This is a genomic window from Franzmannia pantelleriensis, from assembly GCF_900102875.1.
In the GTDB taxonomy this organism is placed as follows: Bacteria; Pseudomonadota; Gammaproteobacteria; order Pseudomonadales; family Halomonadaceae; genus Franzmannia; species Franzmannia pantelleriensis.
In genome coordinates this window covers 172,893-191,581 of record NZ_FNGH01000004.1, presented here as the reverse complement: position 1 = coordinate 191,581, position 18,689 = coordinate 172,893, and the positions used below count along the sequence as shown (strand labels likewise).

14 protein-coding genes are annotated in these 18,689 nt (G+C 64.6%); 3 read left to right on the top strand and 11 right to left on the bottom strand.

What is annotated here, in order from left to right:
• Nucleotides 1–78 precede the first annotated feature (78 nt).
• The 4 genes from BLT16_RS06585 to BLT16_RS06570 form a co-directional block, all read right to left on the bottom strand.
• The gene (locus tag BLT16_RS06585) at nucleotides 79–4,917 is read right to left on the bottom strand and encodes an NAD-glutamate dehydrogenase (RefSeq protein WP_089657741.1); all 4,839 of its coding nucleotides are present in this window, start codon (nucleotides 4,915–4,917) and stop codon (nucleotides 79–81) included.
• Nucleotides 4,918–5,082: 165 nt separating this feature from the next.
• Nucleotides 5,083–6,186 carry a tRNA (uridine(54)-C5)-methyltransferase TrmA gene (gene trmA / locus BLT16_RS06580; RefSeq protein WP_089657740.1) on the bottom strand — a complete coding sequence of 368 codons (1,104 nt, stop codon included), beginning with the start codon at nucleotides 6,184–6,186 and terminating at the stop codon, nucleotides 5,083–5,085.
• Between the two features lie 40 nt (nucleotides 6,187–6,226).
• On the bottom strand, nucleotides 6,227–7,042 hold the full coding sequence (gene murI / locus BLT16_RS06575) for a glutamate racemase (protein ID WP_089657739.1): 816 nt from the start codon (nucleotides 7,040–7,042) through the stop codon (nucleotides 6,227–6,229).
• Nucleotides 7,039–7,965, bottom strand: coding sequence for a LysR family transcriptional regulator (locus tag BLT16_RS06570; RefSeq protein ID WP_245701515.1), 927 nt, complete (start codon nucleotides 7,963–7,965; stop codon nucleotides 7,039–7,041). Before BLT16_RS06570 ends, murI begins: the two co-directional genes overlap by 4 nt.
• A 101-nt stretch (nucleotides 7,966–8,066) precedes the next feature.
• Between BLT16_RS06570 and BLT16_RS06565 the strand changes: the two genes are divergently transcribed.
• A complete protein-coding gene (locus BLT16_RS06565; RefSeq protein WP_089657738.1) occupies nucleotides 8,067–8,510 on the top strand; it encodes a LexA family protein in 444 nt (147 codons plus the stop codon).
• Nucleotides 8,511–8,524: 14 nt separating this feature from the next.
• Entirely contained in the window at nucleotides 8,525–9,787 is a 1,263-nt protein-coding gene (locus tag BLT16_RS06560; RefSeq protein ID WP_176817177.1) for a Y-family DNA polymerase, read from the top strand.
• A 22-nt stretch (nucleotides 9,788–9,809) separates the two neighbouring features.
• Here BLT16_RS06560 and BLT16_RS06555 read toward each other — a convergent pair whose 3' ends face one another.
• Entirely contained in the window at nucleotides 9,810–10,355 is a 546-nt protein-coding gene (locus BLT16_RS06555; protein ID WP_089657846.1) for a hemerythrin domain-containing protein, read from the bottom strand.
• A 199-nt stretch (nucleotides 10,356–10,554) separates the two neighbouring features.
• Here BLT16_RS06555 and BLT16_RS06550 point away from each other — a divergent pair, with 199 nt between their 5' ends.
• Complete coding sequence (locus tag BLT16_RS06550) at nucleotides 10,555–11,883, top strand: replication-associated recombination protein A (protein ID WP_089657736.1); 1,329 nt, start codon at nucleotides 10,555–10,557, stop codon at nucleotides 11,881–11,883.
• 90 nt (nucleotides 11,884–11,973) lie between these two features.
• Here the strand turns inward: BLT16_RS06550 and BLT16_RS06545 are convergent, their stop codons facing one another.
• The 6 genes from BLT16_RS06545 to lolA form a co-directional block, all read right to left on the bottom strand.
• Complete coding sequence (locus BLT16_RS06545) at nucleotides 11,974–13,605, bottom strand: phospholipase effector Tle1 domain-containing protein (protein ID WP_340148249.1); 1,632 nt, start codon at nucleotides 13,603–13,605, stop codon at nucleotides 11,974–11,976.
• Between the two features lie 245 nt (nucleotides 13,606–13,850).
• Nucleotides 13,851–14,357 (bottom strand): DUF3304 domain-containing protein, encoded by a 507-nt coding sequence (locus BLT16_RS06540; RefSeq protein ID WP_089657734.1) that lies wholly within the window; start codon nucleotides 14,355–14,357, stop codon nucleotides 13,851–13,853.
• Complete coding sequence (locus BLT16_RS06535; protein ID WP_089657733.1) at nucleotides 14,358–14,867, bottom strand: DUF3304 domain-containing protein; 510 nt, start codon at nucleotides 14,865–14,867, stop codon at nucleotides 14,358–14,360.
• A complete protein-coding gene (locus BLT16_RS06530; protein ID WP_089657732.1) occupies nucleotides 14,868–15,635 on the bottom strand; it encodes a DUF4123 domain-containing protein in 768 nt (255 codons plus the stop codon).
• Nucleotides 15,636–15,638: 3 nt separating this feature from the next.
• A complete protein-coding gene (locus BLT16_RS06525) occupies nucleotides 15,639–17,741 on the bottom strand; it encodes a type VI secretion system Vgr family protein (protein WP_089657731.1) in 2,103 nt (700 codons plus the stop codon).
• A gap of 243 nt (nucleotides 17,742–17,984) precedes the next feature.
• Nucleotides 17,985–18,614: an outer membrane lipoprotein periplasmic chaperone LolA gene (lolA, locus tag BLT16_RS06520; RefSeq protein ID WP_089657730.1), complete on the bottom strand. Its 630-nt coding sequence runs from the start codon at nucleotides 18,612–18,614 to the stop codon at nucleotides 17,985–17,987.
• Between the last annotated feature and the right edge of the window lie 75 nt (nucleotides 18,615–18,689).

The window sequence follows — 18,689 nt, the reverse complement described above, 5'->3', positions numbered from 1 at the left end:
GCGATTATAGCCCAACCGCTCCAGAAACGACGAACCCCCGCCGAGAGGCAGGGGTTCGCGGGTCACCGCGTGCTGGCGTCAGCCCTCGCCGCTGCTCTCGGCGAGGTCGACCAGTTCGCGAATCGCCACGGCGAACAGCGGGAAACCGCCCTGGCTGCCGGAGCGCACCTCGGCGAGCAGGCTGCACCAGCGCTGGAACAGCGACTCATGGCGGTCGAGCCACTGGGCCACGCGCTGCTCGACGTCCCGGGCGCCGCTTTCGAGCTTGATCACCCCCACCGTCAGCGCCAGCTGTTGGCGGTCGAGATCGTCGCGGAAGGTTTCTCGCGCCTGGGCCTGCCAGCTGTCGCGCACTTCCAGGGCATTGATCTGGTCGATCATCCACGGCAGCTCGAGACGGTGGCCAACCTCATAGAAGACCTCAGCCACACGCTGGATCTTCTCGTCGGTCTGCTTGGCGGCCTCGATGATCCCGAGCCCAGCGTAGAGGCTTTGGGTCGAGGCCACGCTGCTGGCCAGGGCGTCCGGCACGCCGGCCGCCTTGAGCTCGTCACGGCGTGCGTCCCAGGCCTCACGCTCGTCGCCGCGCAGGCGCTTGCCGAGGCTCTCCTGCAGCTGCGCCAGCCGTGGGGCGAAGTGCTCGATGCAGTCCTTGGTGGTCATGCCGCTGCGCTGACGCAGGAACCAGCGGGTGGCGCGACGCAGCAGCCGCATCAGGTCGAGCATCATGCGGTACTGAACGCGGCTGTCGATCTTGTTGTCGAGCGCCTCGATCTTGTGCCATACGCCGTTGAGGCTGAAGCTGTCGCGGGCCACGATGTAGGCGCGGGCGATGTCGGCGCGCCCGGCGCCGGTGGTGTCCATCAGCCGCCGCACGAACACGATGCCCATGTGATCGACCAGATCGTTGGCGATCTGGGTGGCGACGATCTCGCGCTTGAGCTTGTGGTCGTACATCTCGGTCCTGAAGCGCTCCACCAGCACCTGCGGGAAGATGCGCTCCAGATGCTGCTGGATATAGGGGTCATCGGGCACCTCGGAGTCGATCAGGTCACCCTTGAGCACGCTTTTGGAGTAGGAGATCAATACCGACAGTTCGGGCAGGGTCAGGCCCTCGCCGGCGCCTGCGCGCTCGATCAGCGTCTCGTCGTCGGGCAGGAACTCCAACTCGCGATCGAGATGGCCGCTGGCCTCGAGCTCGTTGATGAAACGCCGATAGGGCCCCATGCCCTCCTTGGAAAGCACCTCCGACAGCGACAGCGCCTGGGTCTGGCGGTAGTTGTCGAGCAGCACCAGACGCGACACGTCTTCGGTCATCTCGGCCAGCAGCTGATTGCGCTGCTTGTCGGTCATGTCGCCACGCTTGACGATGTCGTCGAGCAGGATCTTGATATTGACCTCATGGTCGGAGCAGTTGACCCCGCCGGCGTTGTCGATGAAGTCGGTGTTGACCAGCACGCCGCGGGCCGCGGCCTCCATGCGGCCACGCTGGGTGAGGCCGAGATTGCCGCCCTCGCCGACCACCCGGCAGTTGAGCTCGCGGCCATTGATACGCAGCGCATCGTTGGCCTTGTCGCCGACCTCGGCGTCGCTCTCACTGGCCGCCTTCACATAGGTGCCGATGCCACCGTTCCAGATCAGATCCACGGACGACTTGAGCATGGCGCGGATCAGGTCATTGGGGGCTAGCTTAGCGGCGTCGATGCCGAAGGCCGTCTGCATCTCCGGGCTGATCGTGATCGACTTGGCGTTGCGCGAGAAGACTCCGCCCCCCTTGGAGATCAAGCTGGTGTCGTAGTCCTCCCAGCTCGAACGCGGCAGGGCGAACAGCCGCTTGCGCTCGGCGAATGACTTGGCCGCGTCCGGCGTCGGGTCGACGAAGATATGCAGGTGGTTGAAGGCACCCAGCAAGCGAATCTTGTCCGACAGCAACATGCCGTTGCCAAACACGTCGCCGGCCATGTCACCGATACCTACCACGCTGAACTCGTCGGCCTGGGTATTGACGCCGAACTCGCGGAAGTGGCGCTTGACCGACTCCCAGGCGCCCTTGGCGGTAATCCCCATTTTCTTGTGGTCGTAGCCGTTGGCGCCGCCGGAGGCGAAGGCGTCGCCCAGCCAGTGGCCGTACTCGAGGGAGATCTCGTTAGCGATGTCGGAGAAGGTCGCGGTGCCCTTGTCGGCAGCCACCACCAGGTAGGGGTCGTCGTCGTCGTGGCGCACCACCGCCTGGGGCGGTACTACCTCGCCGGCCACCAGGTTGTCGGTGACGTCGAGTAGCGCACGAATGAATATCTGGTAGCAGGCGATGCCCTCGCGCTGCAGCGCATCGCGATCGCCATCCTCGGGCAGACGCTTGCAGACGAAGCCACCCTTGGCCCCTACCGGCACGATCACCGCGTTCTTGACCTGCTGGGCCTTGACCAGCCCCAGCACCTCGGTGCGGAAGTCCTCGCGGCGATCCGACCAGCGCAGTCCGCCACGAGCCACCTTGCCGCCGCGCAGGTGAACGCCCTCGACCCGCGGCGAGTAGACGAAGATCTCGAACGCCGGACGCGGCTTGGGCATGTCGGGCACACGCGTCGGATCGAGCTTGAAAGCGATGTAGTCCTTGAGTACACCGTCGCCGCCGGGCTGGTAATAATTGGTGCGCAGGGTGGCCTGGATCAGCTCGATATAGCGGCGCAGCAGCAGGTCATCGTTGAGACTGGCCACCCCGTCGAGACTCTGCTGCAGGCGCATAAGGCAGGCCTCGACTTCGCTGTCGCGATCGCCCTGCTCGGGGTCGAAGCGCAGCTCGAACAGAGATACCAGCTCGCGGGTGATCTCGGGATGCTTGGTCAGGGTAGTGGCGATGTAGAGCTGTGAGAGTCCGAAGCGGATCTGCTTGAGGTAGCGTGCGTAGGCGCGCAGCATGGCCACTTCGCGCCAGCTGAGGTTGGCACCGATCACCAGCCGGTTGAAGGCATCGTTCTCGGCCTCGCCGTTCCAGATGCGCTTGAAGGCATCGATGAACGGCTCGCGCATCTCCTGCAGGTTGACGACCTCATTGGTGTGGTGCTCGAGATCGAAGTCGTGAATCCAGCAGGCGCCATCGCTACGAGTGATCTCGTAGGGGCGCTCGCCGATCACCCGCAGCCCGAGGTTTTCCATCACCGGCAGGACGTCGGACAGCGGAATCGGCCGATCGCGATGGAACAGCTTGAGGTTGACCCCGTCGCCCTCCTCCTCGACCAGCCGGTAAAGCGACAGCGACAGCTGCGCACCGGCGTCCAGATCGTTGACGTGGTGGATATCGTAGACCGCGGTGCGAGCGCTGAAGTCTTCCCGATAGGCCGCCGGGAAGGCGTCACGGTAGACGTCCATCAGGCGATTGGCCTGCTCCTCGCCGAAGCCCTCGACCATTGCTTCGTGCAGGTCGTCGCGCCAGCTGCGCGCCAGCCCGATGACCTTGTTCTCGATACGCTTGAGATCGTAGTCGGCCGGAGCCTCACCGTTGAAGCGCAGGATCAGCTGGATGCGTGCCAGCACCGACTCGGAGAGATAGGTGTTGAAGTCGCCGAAAGTGGCATCGAGCTCATCGCAAAGCAGATTCTGGATGCGTACGCGCAGGTCGGTGGAAAACACGTCCCGTGGCACGAACACCAGGCAGGAGTAGAACTTGCCGAACCGGTCTTCACGCACGAACAGCCGTACCCGACGACGCTCGCGAATATTGAGAATACCCAGCGCCGTACGAGTCAGCTCCTCGCTGGTGATCTGGAACAGATCGTCGCGCGGGTAGACCTCGAGGATCTGCATCAGCTGCTTGCCATCGTGTCCTTCGGGATTGACGCCCGTGGACTCCATCACCGCCTTGAGCTTCTTGCGCAGCACCGGCACGTTGTGCGGTGACTCGTTGTAGATCGTGGCGGCATACAGCCCCAGGAAGCGCCGCTCGCCGATCACCTTGCCCTTGGCGTCATAGCGGTCGATGGAGATGTAGTCCGGATAGGCCGGGCGATGTACGCGGGCGTGATGGGCGCTCTTAGCGAACGACAGCAGCTCGGGAATCAGCACGTAGTGGTCGCCGTCGACGCCCTGGTCATTGCGGATACGCTCGCGGTAGCGCGGCTGGTCGAGACGGAACACCCCAAGCTCGCTGCCCTCGACCAGTTGGAGCTCATCGTGGCCGTCGACGTCCACCACCTCGTACTCGTCGTAGCCGAGGAAGGTGAAGTTGTTGTCGAGCAACCACTCGAGGAAGGCCATCGCCTCCTTGTGGTCGTCGGCGTCGACCTGCTTGGGACGCTTGGCCTTGAGCTCCTTGAGGGCGGCCGTCACCTGCTCGCGCATCGGGGCAAAATCGGCCACCGCAGTGCGCACATCGAGCAGCACCTCATGCAGGCTGGCTTCGATCTCCGCGAGCAGCTTGGGGTCCGAGTGGCGATCGACTTCGATCACCATCAGCGACTCACGCTCAGCAGGAGCGTCCTTGTCCTTGGGCCGGGTAACCTTGGTCAAGCGATGCTGTGCATCGCGCTGCATGGCCAGCACTGCGTTGTGAATGGCGTGCACGGTAATGCCACGGCGATTGAGCTCGATGCGCACCGAGTCAACCAGGAACGGCATGTCGGCATGCAGCACCTCGACCTGGGTGTGAGTCGACTGCCAGCCATGTTCGGCAAAGTCGGGGTTATAGACCCGCACCTTGGGCTTGCTCAGGTCGTGACTCTGAATGAAGTGCCAGGTCGACAGCGTCGCACCATAGACATCCTCGGGGCGCCGCCCGGCCATATCCTCGAGCGAAGCGCTGGCGTAGAACGCATCGGCGAAGGCGGTGATCGCCTTGACCTTGTCGTCCGGCAGCCGCTTGACCAACTGCTCCTGAAGCTGAGCCAGGAACTCCTGCTTGCCATCGATCGCAACGTGTTGCATCCATCACCTCGGCCTGAGCCGGCCGCAGCGCGACCGGCAAAATCGTCCAGTGCACGACCCACATGGTCGCGCGTGGCGCCACTCTACTCTCGACGCGGCTCACGCCCCACCGACTTGCCATCCTTGTCATGCAGTATGTCGGTTGTGCATCAATGCTTGACTTCCCTAGCGTCTCTCTAACAGCACCCCGCACTCGCAGTGATGGGTCCAGGGAAACTGATCGAACAGCGCAAAGCGCGTGACGCGATGGCTTTTGCAGAGTCGCTCGAGATTGGCCGCCAATGTATCAGGGTTACATGAAATATAGACGATGCGCGAATAGCCGCTGAGTTGCGCACAGCTGGCGTCATCCAGCCCGGCCCGGGGCGGATCTACCAGCACAGTAGAAAAATCGTAGTCGTCAAGCGCCATCTCGGCCACTCGGCGGCCACCTTTCTCGCCCTTGAGTGCGGCAGCAAACTCCTCGGCGGACATGCGCCCCACCTGAACGTTGTCGATACCGTTGGCTGTCAGGTTCTCTCTGGCACTGGCCACCGAGGTGCGCGAGATCTCGGTGGCCAGCACGCGACGAAAGTTCTCGGCCAGTGCCACAGTGAAATTGCCGTTGCCGCAGTAGAGTTCGACCAGGTCGGCTTCCTGACTGCCACGCGTCACGTCCCGCGCCCAGCCGAGCATGGCGCGACAGATCTCGGCATTGGGCTGGGTAAAGCTATTCTCGACCTGTTGGTAGGCAAACGTACGCCCCTCGACGTCGAGCCGCTCCCAGACATGATCGCGCTCGAGTACCCGCCGCTGCTTGCGCGAACGGCCGATGATGGCAATACCCAGGGCATCCTGCAGCGCCCGCGCTTCAAGCTCCCAGGCCTCGTCCAACGGCTTGTGATAGATCAGCGTGACCAGCGCTTCGCCGCTCAGGGTGGTCAGGAACTCGACCTGAAACAGCTTTCGTCGCAGCAGGGTGTTGTCGCGCAGCGCCTCGATCAGCGCTGGCATCAGCGCATTGATGCGCTGGCTGGCCACCGGATACTGGTCGAGGCGAACCACCGTTTTCTGCTTGGGATCGTCGGGGTCGACCTCGAACATCGCATAGAACAGGTCGTCGCCCTCGTGCCACAGGCGAAATTCGCAGCGCATGCGGTAGTGGCTCGGCGGCGAGGCAAACACCTCCAGCGTTGGTGGCTCGAAGCGTGCGAACTGGGCGCAGATACGCTGACGCTTGGCCTCGAGCTGCTCGGCATAGCGCGGGGGGTCGACGACGGGTACGGCCACGGGGCCTCCTTGACGATAGGAAAAAGTAGTCCGCGGCGCCTCACGGCGCCGGTGAGGTGAGCGAGGCAATATCGGCGGAATCATCCAGCGCCAGGTAACGCGCATGGGCAAAGCCAAAGCGCGCCAGTGCCGGCGCCAGCAGCGGGGCCGCACGAGTCAGCCAGGCCGTCTGCGGTCCCGCCATCGCCGGTAACGGCGACACCACCTGGGCGACCCGGCGGGCAATGGCGTCGCCGGAGTCGACCCAGGTCACCGGGCGGGGTGCCGCGGCGGCTAGTGCCTCGCCCAGCAGCGGAAAGTGGGTGCAGCCAAGCACCACGGTGTCGAGCTCGGGATCCTGCCACAGCGGTGCCAGGCACGCGTCGATGATGCTCGGGTCGAGCGCCGCCCCCGCCAGCCAGTGCTCGGCCTGGGCCACCAGCGGATCGGCAGCCAGGCGCTGTACCTGGCAGTGGCCGGCAAAGGTCTCGATCAAACGCCGCGTATAAGGCCGGTTGACCGTGGCCGAGGTGGCCAGCAGCGCCAGGTGGCCGCTGCGCGACAACGCCGCAGCGGGCTTGATCGCCGGCACCGTGCCCACGACCGGGATCTGCAGCCGGGCACGTAGCGCTTCGAGTGCCAGGGTGCTGGCGGTATTGCAGGCCACCACCAGCGCACAGGCGCCGCTGGCCGCTACCGCGGCTTCACACACCGTCACGCAACGCGCCACCAGCCAGGCATCCCGCTTGGTCCCGTAGGGCAGCATGGCGTTATCGCAGACATAGGCCAGCGAGGCCTGGGGCAGGCGCTGCCGTATCGCCGCCGCCACCGACAATCCGCCAACCCCGGAATCGAATACCAGTATCGGCCCGCTCATGCCTGCCGCCCTTGAAAATGCGCCAGCAGGGCGTCGATCAACACCCGTAGCCGCGCCGGCATCAGCTCACGCTCGGCGTACAGCAGGTACACCTCCAGGGGCGGAGGGGCGAAGGCGTCGAGCACCCGCACCAGACGCCCGCGGCGCACCTCCGGCTCCCCCAGAAAGGCCGGCTTCATGGCCAGGCCCATGCCACGGGCTGCGGCTTCGACCAGGGCGCGGCCGTTGTTGCAGGTCAGCACCGGCCGGTAGCGCACCCGCTCCGGGTGGCCGTCCACCCAGAAGGTCCAACCCGGGCCACCACGCTGCAGGCTGTAATGCAGGCAGCGATGGCTAGCAAGGTCGCGGGGATGCTGCGGCACGCCATGGCGTTCGAAGTAGCTCGGCGCCCCGTAAAGATGGATCGGCATCTCCATCAGCGGCCGGGCGATCAGACTGGAATCCTCGAGCGCGCCAATACGCACCGTCAGGTCAAAATCCTCGGCCAGTGGGTCGACACGACGATCCTCCAGCACCACCTCGAGCTCTATCCCAGGGTGGGCCTGCTCGAAGGCCTGCAGCGCCGGCATCAGCTCACGTACGCCGAAATCCAGCGGCGCTGATAGTCGCAGTCGCCCGCGCACCTCGCCGCGCTGCTCGCCCAGCGCCGCCTCCAGCTCACCCAGCTCATCCAGCAGTCGTGCGGCCCCCTGCAGATAGCGCTCGCCCTCGGTGGTCAGCTGCAAGCGTCGGGTAGTACGCATCAGCAACCGCACTCCGAGCAGCGCTTCCAGGCGCGAGATCTGCTTGCTGACCATGGCGTTGGACAGCCCCAGCTTGCGCGCCCCACCGGCGAAGCTGCCCGCTTCGACGACGGCACGAAAGATCTGCATTGCCTGTAGCCGGTCCATAGCGCCCCGCGCGGTGTGATCGATGCCGAGCATTCTACCCTGCCGCCGGCCGCGACTCGACCATCGCGACGGCCCTTGCCCAAGACACAAATACTGGTTATTTTTACAGCATGTCTTTTCACCCGGAGCCACGCATGCGTTTGACCCACGTTCCGCAGTGCGCCGCACGCAAGTCGCATCCTACCCTGCAGCGCCGCGGGGCAAGCGGCTTCCCCTCCCCCGCCGACGACTATCTGGACACGCCGCTGGACCTGCACCGCCAGCTGGTGCCGCGACCAGCGTCGACCTTCTTCATGCGTGTAGACGGCGATGCCCAGGCTGACGCCGGCTTCCAGCACGGCGACCTGCTGGTGGTCGACCGTGCGCTGGCGCCGCAGCGCGGCGACTGGGTGGTGGCCGTCATCGATGGCGAACTCTGCCTACGCCGGCTCGACGGCCGGCACCAGCGCCGCTGGCTATGCCCACCCACCCCCCACCGGGCGCGCCTGCCCCTCGACGGCGAAAGCGACTGCCGTCTGTGGGGCGTGGTGCACTACGTGATACACGGCTGCCGTCAGGCACCGCCGTTGAATGCCTGACCCGGGAGCACGCCGTGTACGCACTGGTCGATGCCAACAATTTCTACGTCAGCTGCGAACGGCTGTTCGCGCCACACCTGGAGGGCCGGGCGGTGGGCGTACTGTCGAACAACGACGGCTGCGTGATCGCACGATCCGAGGAGTTCAAGGCACTTGGCATCCCGATGGGCATTCCGACCCACAAGATCGCCCCAGCGCTGCGCCGCCGTACTACCCTGTGCTCGTCCAACTACACCCTCTACGGCGACCTCTCGGCGCGTATCCAGCAGGTGCTGGCGGCGCGGGTACCGGCGCTGGAGCCTTACTCCATCGACGAGTGTTTCCTCGACCTGCGCGGTCTGCCCGGCGACCTCGGCTCGCTCGGCGCAGGGCTGTGCGAGGCAGTAGCACGGGAGGTCGGCCTGCCGGTCTCGGTGGGTATCGCCCCGACGCGTACCCTGGCCAAGCTCGCCAACCACCGCGCCAAGCGCCAGGCTGGCCGGCCTCAGGTATGCGTCTGGGCGCATGGCAACGACCGTGATCTGCATGCCACCCTTGCCGCGCTGCCGCTGAGTGCGGTGTGGGGCATCGGCGAACGCCTGCAGTGTCGGCTGCTCGACCACGGCATCGATACCGCCGGTGCGCTACGCTCGGCCCCCATCAACTGGCTGCAGCGCCGCTTCGGCGTGGTCGTGGCGCGCACGGCCCTGGAACTCGCCGGGCAGCCCTGTCTGGCGGGCACCGACCTGGCCACGCCGCGGCGCAGCATTCTATGCTCACGCTCGTTCCGCCAGGCACTGCGCCAGCGCGCGTCGCTGGCCGCCGCACTGCGCTACCACTGCCAGCGAGCCGGCGAGAAGCTGCGTCGCGACGACCTCCAGGCCGGCGCCATCGGCGTATTCCTGCGCACCAATCCGTTTCAGAACGTGGTGCAGCACCGCGCCAGCCTGTGGGCGCCGCTGCCGGCCCCCAGCGCCGACACTCTATACCTCAACCAGTTGGCCCAGCAGCTGCTCGACGAGCTTTGGGAAGCGGGGCTGGCTTATCACAAGCTAGGGGTGATGCTCACCGACCTGAGCCCGCGCCAGCACCAGCAGGCCTCGCTGTTGGCCCCCGCTGAATCCCCCACTCAGGTGCAGTTGATGGGCGCCTGGGACAGCATCCGCGCCCGTTTCGGACGTGCGGCGCTGACGCTGGGCATTCAGGCGCCCGATGCCGACTGGCAGATGCACAGCCGCCGACGCTCATCGCGCTACACTACGCGCTGGGATGAGCTGCCGGCGGTGCGGGCTCGCTAGCAAGCCAAAGGGTGGGAGCGCATCACAGCGCCGGTTCCGGCGTGGCCCTGAGCTCTGCGTACAGCTCGGGGTAGGCGGCCTGCAGGTATTCGAGGCGCGCTTTGGCGCCTTCGGGCAGCAAGCTGGCCAGATAGCGCAGATCGTCGTCGTCGAAGTGCTCGGCGATCAGCGGGAAGAGCGCCTCGCGTTCGTCGCGCAAATAGGCGCGATGCGCCTCGAGGTAGGCGCGCATGTCGTCGGCAAAGCGATCCATGGGCAGCACCGCATCCATCAGGATCATGTCGAGATCCTGGGATAGCCGCCGCAGCCGCTCACGCAGCGCCCGGTAATCGGCGCTCAGCCGATTGCTGAGTTCGCTGACCTCCGGCACCTGAGCGGCAAGCTGCTCGCTGCACAGCCGCTCCAGCGGCACGGTAAAATCCTCCATGTAGTCGAGAATGTAATCCACGACTTCGCGGATCAATTGAAAATCGGGCCGCTCGCCAGCGGCGAGCGTCTTCTGCTTGAGCTGCAGCACGTGCAACAGGCGCGCCATATTGGCATGATCCTGGCGCAATTGAGTCAGCATGGGCATGGAGGGTCCTCCTCTGCTGTCGAAGGCTCTGCTGTCGAGGGCAAATGTCGGCACGACATTGGATCGTGTCAGGGTGTCCCGGGTTCCAACCGGATAGGATAACGCCACGGCTACGATGAGTGTTTAACCCTAGTGACTCTGGCGCCATACTGCCTGTCGCCAAACGTCGCATATGAAGGATACTGAGGAAACCATGGACCTGTTCAGCCAGACACATGCCAACGCCGGTGCCCCGCTGGCCTACCGCATGCGCCCGCGACACCTGGCCGAGTACATCGGCCAGCAGGCGCTGGTCGGCCCGGACAAGCCGCTGCGACGCATGGCGGAGAGCGCCAGCGTGCGTTCGATGATCCTGTGGGGCCCACCCGGCGTGGGCAAGACCACCCTGGCAGAAATTCTTGCCAACGAATCTGGCGCCCAGCTCGAGCAGCTCTCGGCGGTGATGGCCGGGGTCAAGGACATCCGCGCCGCGGTGGAGCGCGCGCGGCTATCTCAGGGGCAGACCCTGCTCTTTCTCGATGAGATTCACCGTCTCAACAAGAGCCAGCAGGACGCCCTGCTACCCCATGTCGAATCCGGGCTGCTGACGCTGATCGGCGCCACCACGGAGAATCCCTCCTTCGAGGTCAATTCTGCTCTGCTCTCGCGGGCGCGGGTCTATGTGCTCAAGACGCTCACCGAGGACGAGCTGCTGGCCGTGCTGCGCCAGGCGCTCGAGGACGCTGAACGCGGCCTCGGCCAACGTCGCATTCGCGTCGATGATGGCGTGCTCGGCATGCTGGCGCGCGCCGCCGGCGGTGACGCTCGCCGCGCACTGGGCCTGCTCGAGACCGCCTGCGATTTCTGTGTCCCCGAAGGCAACGGCGAACGCCTGCAAGCCGAGGCGCTGGACGACGTGCTCGGCCACCAGGCCAGCGCCTTCGACAAGCAGGGCGACCATTACTATGACCTGCTCTCGGCGATCCACAAGTCGGTACGCTCGTCGCGGGTCGATGCCGCGCTGCTGTACATGGCGCAGTTCATGCAAGGCGGGGGCGATCCCCTCGATGTCGTCCGCCGGCTGGCGGCGATCGCCTCTGAGGACGTCGGCAACGCCGACCCCCGCGCGCTGCCGCTGGTGATGGCGGCCTGGGATGCCTATCTGCGCCTCGGCGACTACGAGGGCCAGCGCGCGATTGCCCACGCCGCCATCCATCTCGCGGTGGCGCCCAAGAGCAATGCCATCGACCAGGCCTGGAAGCAGGCCAAGGCTCACGCCGCCCAGCACCCCACCCTCGAGGTTCCCGTCTACCTGCGCAACGCCCCTACCAAGCTGATGAAGGAGCTCGGCCACGGCGACGGCTACCGCTACGCCCACCATGAGCCGCACGGCTACCCCGCCGGCCGCCGTCACGACTGCTGGCCCGAGGGGCTGCCCCAGGCGAGCCTGTACCAACCCAGCGACTACGGCCAGGAGGCGCGCTTCAAGCAGATCATGGCGTGGCGCGCCGAGCTCGACGCCGAGGCCGACCAGAACGAGTAAGGCAGTAGAGACGAAAGCGGCCTGACCGCAAATACGATCAGCGCTGACATACCGGCACCGAAGAACAATGAAGTCAGCGGGCAGCGTCCTTCAACGCATGGTCCAGCGCTCCATCCTCTCCCTAGGGTGCTGGGCGGGGCGCTCCGGTGGCTCCTCGCCGGGCATGTCCACACCACGCCAGGCGAAGAAGTGGTAATGCCGGCTACCCACACTGGCATTGGCACCCCCGGCCTGGAATTGCAGCTCCTGATCGTCGGCATGGCGATCATGAATGCCATAGCGGAACAGGTATGCGACTGAACTATTTCGCGTGAAGGTTTCCTCGAGCGCATTGCGCGCCGACTCGCTGCCGACCCAGGCCATCCACACCTCGGCGAGCTTGCCTTCCGTTGCCAGGTGTCGCCGAGCATAGCCGCCAATCTCATTGTTCGCTGTCAGATGCTGGGCATTGATGTTCCGGGCCTCCCGGTCGACCTCTTTCAGCCAACCCCACCGCACCTCCAACTCCGCCAGTGCCTGCTCGATCTCCTCGGCAGTGGCAACGATATCCTCCCACTCGGCCGGCCGGGTCAACGAGGCCGCAGGTACGCCCAGCACACCGCCTGGGGTACGCTCCGGCAGCGCGTCGAGGCGGGCCTCCAGCGCGGCCCTGGTGTCTCGGTAGATCAGGTAGCGCTTGGCCAGCCATGACAGGTATAGCTCGGCATGAAAGAGGAAGCTCTCGGCGTTGGGCTGCCGGTGTTTGCGGGTCGCTTCGGCGTAGACCGCCGCCAGCGCAGGCAGCGTATGACCATCGATCTCGTCATCAACCATGAAATAAGCCGCCACATCAGGGTTGCGTTGGTAGAGTTGTTCCAGGCTGGGCACCGGAACACCAGCTCGATGCGCCATACGGTACATTCGGTGCAACGCATAGCGCGACAGCTCGGCGCTGATCTTCTGCTCGCCGGGCTTGAGGCCTCCACCAACATCCTCGCTGATGCCCGGCAGCAGCTCCTCGCGCCAGTTGGCCCGCTGCCCGCCAAGCGGGCGGCAGCGACGGGTGATCCGCCGCTCGTGGGCGGCGATCAGGTGCACGGCACGGCGGCAGGCGGGATGCAATGGACCACCGTCATCGATTTCCGTGACGGTCGGTGTCAGGGCTTCCAGCGGCCCCATGTCGGGGTGAGTGCGATGCACGCAGTCGAACAACCCGGCAAAGGCAACCACCACTTCGGCGTCCTGGTAACGGTAAGTGTCGCCCTGGCGTTCGCATCTCTTGTCGAGCAATTCACGGATAAAGGCCTTGGCCAGGGCTGCACCGAAATCGAAGCCAAACACCGAGACGCGAATGGTGCGCAGCGGCATTTCGGCCGAATTCGCCTGAGCCACCAGACGCTCGAAGTCGCTCATCGCCTTGGTTAGCCGCGAGGCCGCGCCGCTGGTCAGCAGATGCGCCATCAGCGGCCTATCACGCTGCCGCGGCCAGGACTCGACGCCAATCCGGGCGAGAGCATCGCGAGGTGCCTTAACCCAGCCCTTGGGCGAGCTGAACTGCTGAACCAGGGTACGCCGGGAGGTCTCCCACCAGGCACGCCCGCTCTCTTCCAGCAGCCCACGCCCTACGGTCTGACGGGCGCTACCGCTCAGGTGCCCCTCGATGGTGCTACGTGCCTCGCCGGGCGCCATTCGCCCCACCGCAGCCAGGCTCTCGGACGCTTCGGTTTCCAGCGGTGTGCCCAAGCCGGGAAGATAGACTTTGCGATATCGCTTACCCGCTCCATCATACTCGGGGCCAGAAAATGCTCGATGCAATCGTGCAATATTACTAAGGCGTCCTTCTGACTCATCATGATCAAGATTTCGCCCTATACCATCGAAAAAAATACCGACTTCCAATGTGCTTTGACAGGCAAGACTGCTTAGCTGAGCAAGGTCTTCATTTATCGCTTGCAATGCTTCACAGTTAGCTAAGATTTCTTGCTCTGTCATTGAGCTTCCCCTTTTGCGGAGGCATATGGGATTTCAGCATAGGGTGAGTCCAAGTCTTGGCTCCATCCTAATTTTACTTCGTCATCCGATAAGATATGCACATGCAGGTATTGTTCGTGACGACCACGTTCAGGCATAGGTAGAGTTACTGTGCGAGATATTGGATTGTCCCCTCGTTCAAACTCCGCTACTGTTCTACTGTATGTCCAAGTCACTTCAGCAGTTTTTCCACCAACTCTCTGGCAGCAGACAATGCTTCCTCCTCCACTATTAGGCCCCAAGTCTCCACCAGCGGCCTCGTTAACTCGAAAGCTATGAATTCGCCTTTCCATATGGTTGTGGCCTATGATAGACGCACTAGTCGAGCTGGGGTTCAGATTGGGCAAGAAGAACAGCCACACGAAATAGCCGACAAATAGCGCACCCAGCCCCCAGCGCGCCCCCTTGGGCAGGCCGTACCAGATTTGGTTGAACAGCCAGTTCCAGATCCATCTCACCAGCATTTATCGCTCCTGATAACGGGCCACGTCCGGGCGCTTCGGCAAATGGGCATAAGGCGACATCAGGTCCGGGCTCCAGCCCAGCTTGACCTCGTGATTGGGCAAGAAGTGCACGTGCAGATAGCGATCCTCCCGCGTACGCTCCGGCATGGGTAGTGTCACACGGTGTCTTTCGGGTTCATCGCCACGTTCGAACTCCTCGACGGTTCGCCCATATATCCACTCCACTTCGGCGGTATCGCCGCTGATACGCTGGCAGCATACTGTGCTCCCCCCCCCATAAGCCCCAAGATTACCCCCACCCCGCTCATTGACCCAGAAACGATGAACAGGACGGTCGATATGGCTATGTCCACGGATCGAGGTATCCGTAGGCATGGGGTGCAGGCTGGGCATAAAGAACAGCCACACAAAATAACCGACAAATAGCGCACCCAGCCCCCAGTGCGCCCCCTTGGGCAGGCCGTACCAGATTTGGTTGAACAGCCAGTTCCAGATCCATCTCACCAGCATTTATCGCTCCTGGTTTTCGGCCAGTAAGCGGCGATATACATAGGCCAAGCGCTCGCCGCGTTGAACCAGGCCCGCCTCGGTCGCGGCCAAGAGTGCGGCTTCGACTCGCTGCGAACGAGCGCAGGCGCACACGCCGGCAAAGAGCTCCGGGTACTGCTGGGTGAGCACACGAGTCGCGGTGCGCACCTCCGGATCGCCTTGCAGCGCCTGGTACAGTTCAGTGGATAAGGTCAGCTTCCAAGGGGATTCCAGAGACACTTGCTCGGGCATGGCGCCTAGCGGCTGCCAGCTCGAATCATCTGCTGGCCACCACCACTGCTCGATGCCACCGAAGAGGGAGTAGTGCCAATCGGCGTGGGTCTCGGCATGCAATTGCCGGATGACCTGGGGCAAATAGAATCTCAATAGTGCCGGCGGCTCACCAACCGGATACGCCACCATAGCGGGAGCCAGCTGACTGGCCAGACGAGAGATATCCACACGGCTCTCCAGCCAGGCATGCAGGCCGCCGCCAAGCGCATCCTCTACCGCCAGCTGGCTCATCGACGCGGGTGTTACCTCGAATAGCCAGGGGCCTTCCGCCGTCAGGTGGGGTTGCTCGTCATCCTGCAGCAAAGGCCAGGCCGTGATGCCTGGCGTCTCGAACAGCGCGGTGCGCGTAGCCGGATCGAGAAGCCCCAATTCGATCAGTACGATGCGTCTGGGTGCCTCTTCCGCTGGCCGAGGGGCCCATTGCCAGTCGACGGGTATCGTTGCGACCTCAGCCATATGCTATTTCCCCGCCTGTACCATCGTTTGCCCCGAGGCCAACGCTTCCCGCCAGCACTCCTCGCAGATGTCCGGCAACTTGAGGTGCGTGGTAAGCCGGGCCTCATGCGTGACGCCCTCAATACGCTGATGCGCCTCCGCAACCGCCCTCCCTGGCAATACTGGCCTCTGCACCGCCTGCCCGCTGCCTACGCCCGGGCTGCCACCGGAGTTGATCTTGACCTGGCCGCCGACGATGGTGACGCCACTGGGGTCGAGCTTGATAACGCTGCCGCCGGCCTTGAGGGTGATTTCGGCGCCGGCGTCGATGACGGTCTTGCTGCCAGCCTTGTGGTGCACTTCTTGCCCTGCCTCGATGAGCTGGGCGCGGCCATATTTCTCGTGGCGGGTGGCGTCGACGATCAGGTGGTCGTCGCCGTCGACCTGGGAGTGGCGGCTGCCGTGCACGGTGAGGTGGTCGTCGTTGTCGATCTCGCTGATGCGGTCGTGGCGGACCGTGAGATGGCTGTCGTTGCCGATCTCTTCGCTGCGGTCGTGGTTGGTGAGCAGTTCCAGGTCCTTCTGGGCATGGAGCCAGATCTGCTCCTGGTCGGCCTGGTCTTCGAAGCGCAGCTCGTTGAAGCCGTCGCCCTGGTGGCTCTGGGTGCGGATCACGGTGCGCGTCTTGTGCTCGGGCAGCGCATAGGGCGGGGTGTTGACCGCGTGGTAGGTGCGCCCGGTGATCAGCGGCTGGTCCGGATCGCCCTCCAGGTAGCTGATTATTACCTCGTGGCCGATGCGCGGGATGGCGATGCTACCGTAGCCGCCGCCGGCCCAGCCCTGGGCGACGCGGATCCAGGCGCTCGCCGTTTCATTGGGTTCGGCGTAGCGGTCCCAGGGGAACTGTACCTTGACCCGGCCGTGTTCGTCGCAGTGGATCTCTTCGCCCTCGGGGCCGACCACGAAGGCGACCTGGGGGCCGTCGACCCGGGGCCGGGGGTTGGGCATGGGCCGCCAGGCCTGGTCGGCGGGCATCAGGAGCAGGTCATTGTGGTAGCGGGTCATGCCGGCACTATCCGACTGGGTGACGCCGTCCTCCTCCAGGGCCTGGGGCTGCTCGCCGTGATGCACCACGCCGATCACCTGCCAGTCGCGGTTGAGTGCGTCGAGATCGTGGTCGCTGAGGGTGAAGCGTACGCCCGGGGCGAGCTCGGGCAGGTCGCTCTCGGCGTCGGCGGTGCTGGCGTCCTGGCGCAGCGCCTCGAGGCGTATCTGGGTAAAGGGCTCGCCGGAGGCGTCGGCCTTGTAGCGCCCAGGGTAGTCGTAGTGCTCGTAGTCGTCTCGCTGGGCGTGTTCCTCGAGGCCACCGGCCGCCTGCTCGTGAAGCTGGGCGTAGCTCGGGTTCTTGAAGGAGTAGTCCTTGAGGGTGGCGCTGGCCGGGGCGATGCGGGCAACCTGCTTGAGCTTGCGCACATGGCGCTGCTGCGGCGTGCCGCCGGCGCGGCTGTGGTAGCGGCGCTCGCCCAAATGGGGCAGCACCTGGGGCGCGTCGGCGCACACCAGGCGGTGAGCGGCACTCGGCGCCTCGTCATCGCTATCGTCGCCTGCCGCAGCAACCTCGTGGTAATAGAACAGCCCCTCTTCGGCCGCCAGGCGCTGGACGAAGGCGAGATCGGTCTCGCGGTATTGGGTCAGGTACTCGCGCACCTCGGGTTCCCGGGTGGCGGCGAAGGCGATATCGGCGATGCCGTGCTCGTCGCACAGGGTATTGAGCACGGTGAGCGGCGAGACGTCCTGGAAGATGCGCGAATTGTGGCGCAGCCCGAGGCGCCATAGCGCGGGGCGGATCTCGACGTGGTAGAAGGTGCGGCGGTGGCCGCGATCGCCGCGGCCGAACTCGCTGACCACGCCATTGATCAGGCGCAGGGCCTCGCCGTCCTGCCAGATCGTCAGGGTCGCCTCGCGGTCGAGGATATCACTGGCAGAGAGGCCGCTGTCGCGGCTGGCAAAGCGTACGCTGAGCGCGAAGGGCGCGGAGAGCCGCTCACGATGGGTGAAGTCGATCACCGCCACGTCCTCGGCGCCGGGCAGGCTCAAGGTGAAGTGTAATCCGCTCGCGCTGGCCATCACGCCTCCCTGCGTCTGGAACATGCCACTAGGATGGATTTATTAGAGAAGCAGAAATTTTGGTGCGGCAAGGATACTAATCCCAGCGGCGGGTATCTGTGGGCGTTTTCCTAGCGCGATGTAGGAAATAACTTACAAAAAATTCAGAAGGACAGCTGATGAGAACCAGCAAGCCCCCGCCGAATTCGCTCCGGCGGGGGCTTGCTGACTTGCTGGGCGCTAGGCGCTTATAGCTTGGCGCGGTCAGTGATCGTCGCGGATCACATCAACATTATCGGGGATCTCGAATACGAAGTGGGCCTCATCGATGCTGCCGTTGACCTCGATATTGCTGAACTCGATGGCGGTGCGCTGACCGGTGCTGTCGTTCATCTGCAGGGCACCGAAGCGCTCGCCGTAGAAGGTCATCTTGAGCTCCTCGAACAGCGTATCGGCGCCGCGCGGCACCAGCGTAAAGGTCTCGGTATCACCCTGCTGCTGGTGGCTCACCTCATAGCTGTCGGTCAGCTGGGCGGCGCTGCCCGAGAGCAGCAGTGCCGGCGTATGGGTGACGCGGGTATCCAGCGCCTGCACCGTGACCTGCTCGAGGTCCGGATCATGCAGGAAGACCTCATCACCATCTGACACCACTTCCTGGCGATAGGGCGCGTCCACTTCCCAGCGGAACTTGCCGGGACGCGACAGCCACATCTGACCGCGCGCTTCCTGGAGGCGCTGACCGCTGCCATCGAGGATCTGCTGCTCGAAGTCGGCCGTATAGGTTTCCAACGAATCGAGCAGGTCGGTGAGGCGCTCGGCGCCATCGTCGGCCAGTGCGGTGAGGGGCATGGCAGCCGTCAGCGACAGGGCCAGCAGCGATGTCTTCAGTTTCATTCTCACTCCCTTACGCCGAACCTTCAGAGCGCGGCGATGTTGTATTCCCGACTCATGGACAGCGCGGCGTTGCGA

Bases quoted from the DNA above. Each gene is read 5' to 3' on its own strand.
- BLT16_RS06555 (WP_089657846.1), bottom strand. From the start codon at position 10,355: ATGCTGACTCAATTGCGCCAGGATCATGCCAATATGGCGCGCCTGTTG.
- BLT16_RS06530 (WP_089657732.1), bottom strand. From the start codon at position 15,635: ATGGCTGAGGTCGCAACGATACCCGTCGACTGGCAATGGGCCCCTCGG.
- BLT16_RS06565 (WP_089657738.1), top strand. From the start codon at position 8,067: ATGCGTTTGACCCACGTTCCGCAGTGCGCCGCACGCAAGTCGCATCCT.
- BLT16_RS06540 (WP_089657734.1), bottom strand. From the start codon at position 14,357: ATGCTGGTGAGATGGATCTGGAACTGGCTGTTCAACCAAATCTGGTAC.
- BLT16_RS06525 (WP_089657731.1), bottom strand. From the start codon at position 17,741: ATGGCCAGCGCGAGCGGATTACACTTCACCTTGAGCCTGCCCGGCGCC.
- BLT16_RS06585 (WP_089657741.1), bottom strand. From the start codon at position 4,917: ATGCAACACGTTGCGATCGATGGCAAGCAGGAGTTCCTGGCTCAGCTT.
- BLT16_RS06570 (WP_245701515.1), bottom strand. From the start codon at position 7,965: ATGCTCGGCATCGATCACACCGCGCGGGGCGCTATGGACCGGCTACAG.
- BLT16_RS06535 (WP_089657733.1), bottom strand. From the start codon at position 14,867: ATGCTGGTGAGATGGATCTGGAACTGGCTGTTCAACCAAATCTGGTAC.
- BLT16_RS06550 (WP_089657736.1), top strand. From the start codon at position 10,555: ATGGACCTGTTCAGCCAGACACATGCCAACGCCGGTGCCCCGCTGGCC.
- murI (WP_089657739.1), bottom strand. From the start codon at position 7,042: ATGAGCGGGCCGATACTGGTATTCGATTCCGGGGTTGGCGGATTGTCG.
- lolA (WP_089657730.1), bottom strand. From the start codon at position 18,614: ATGAAACTGAAGACATCGCTGCTGGCCCTGTCGCTGACGGCTGCCATG.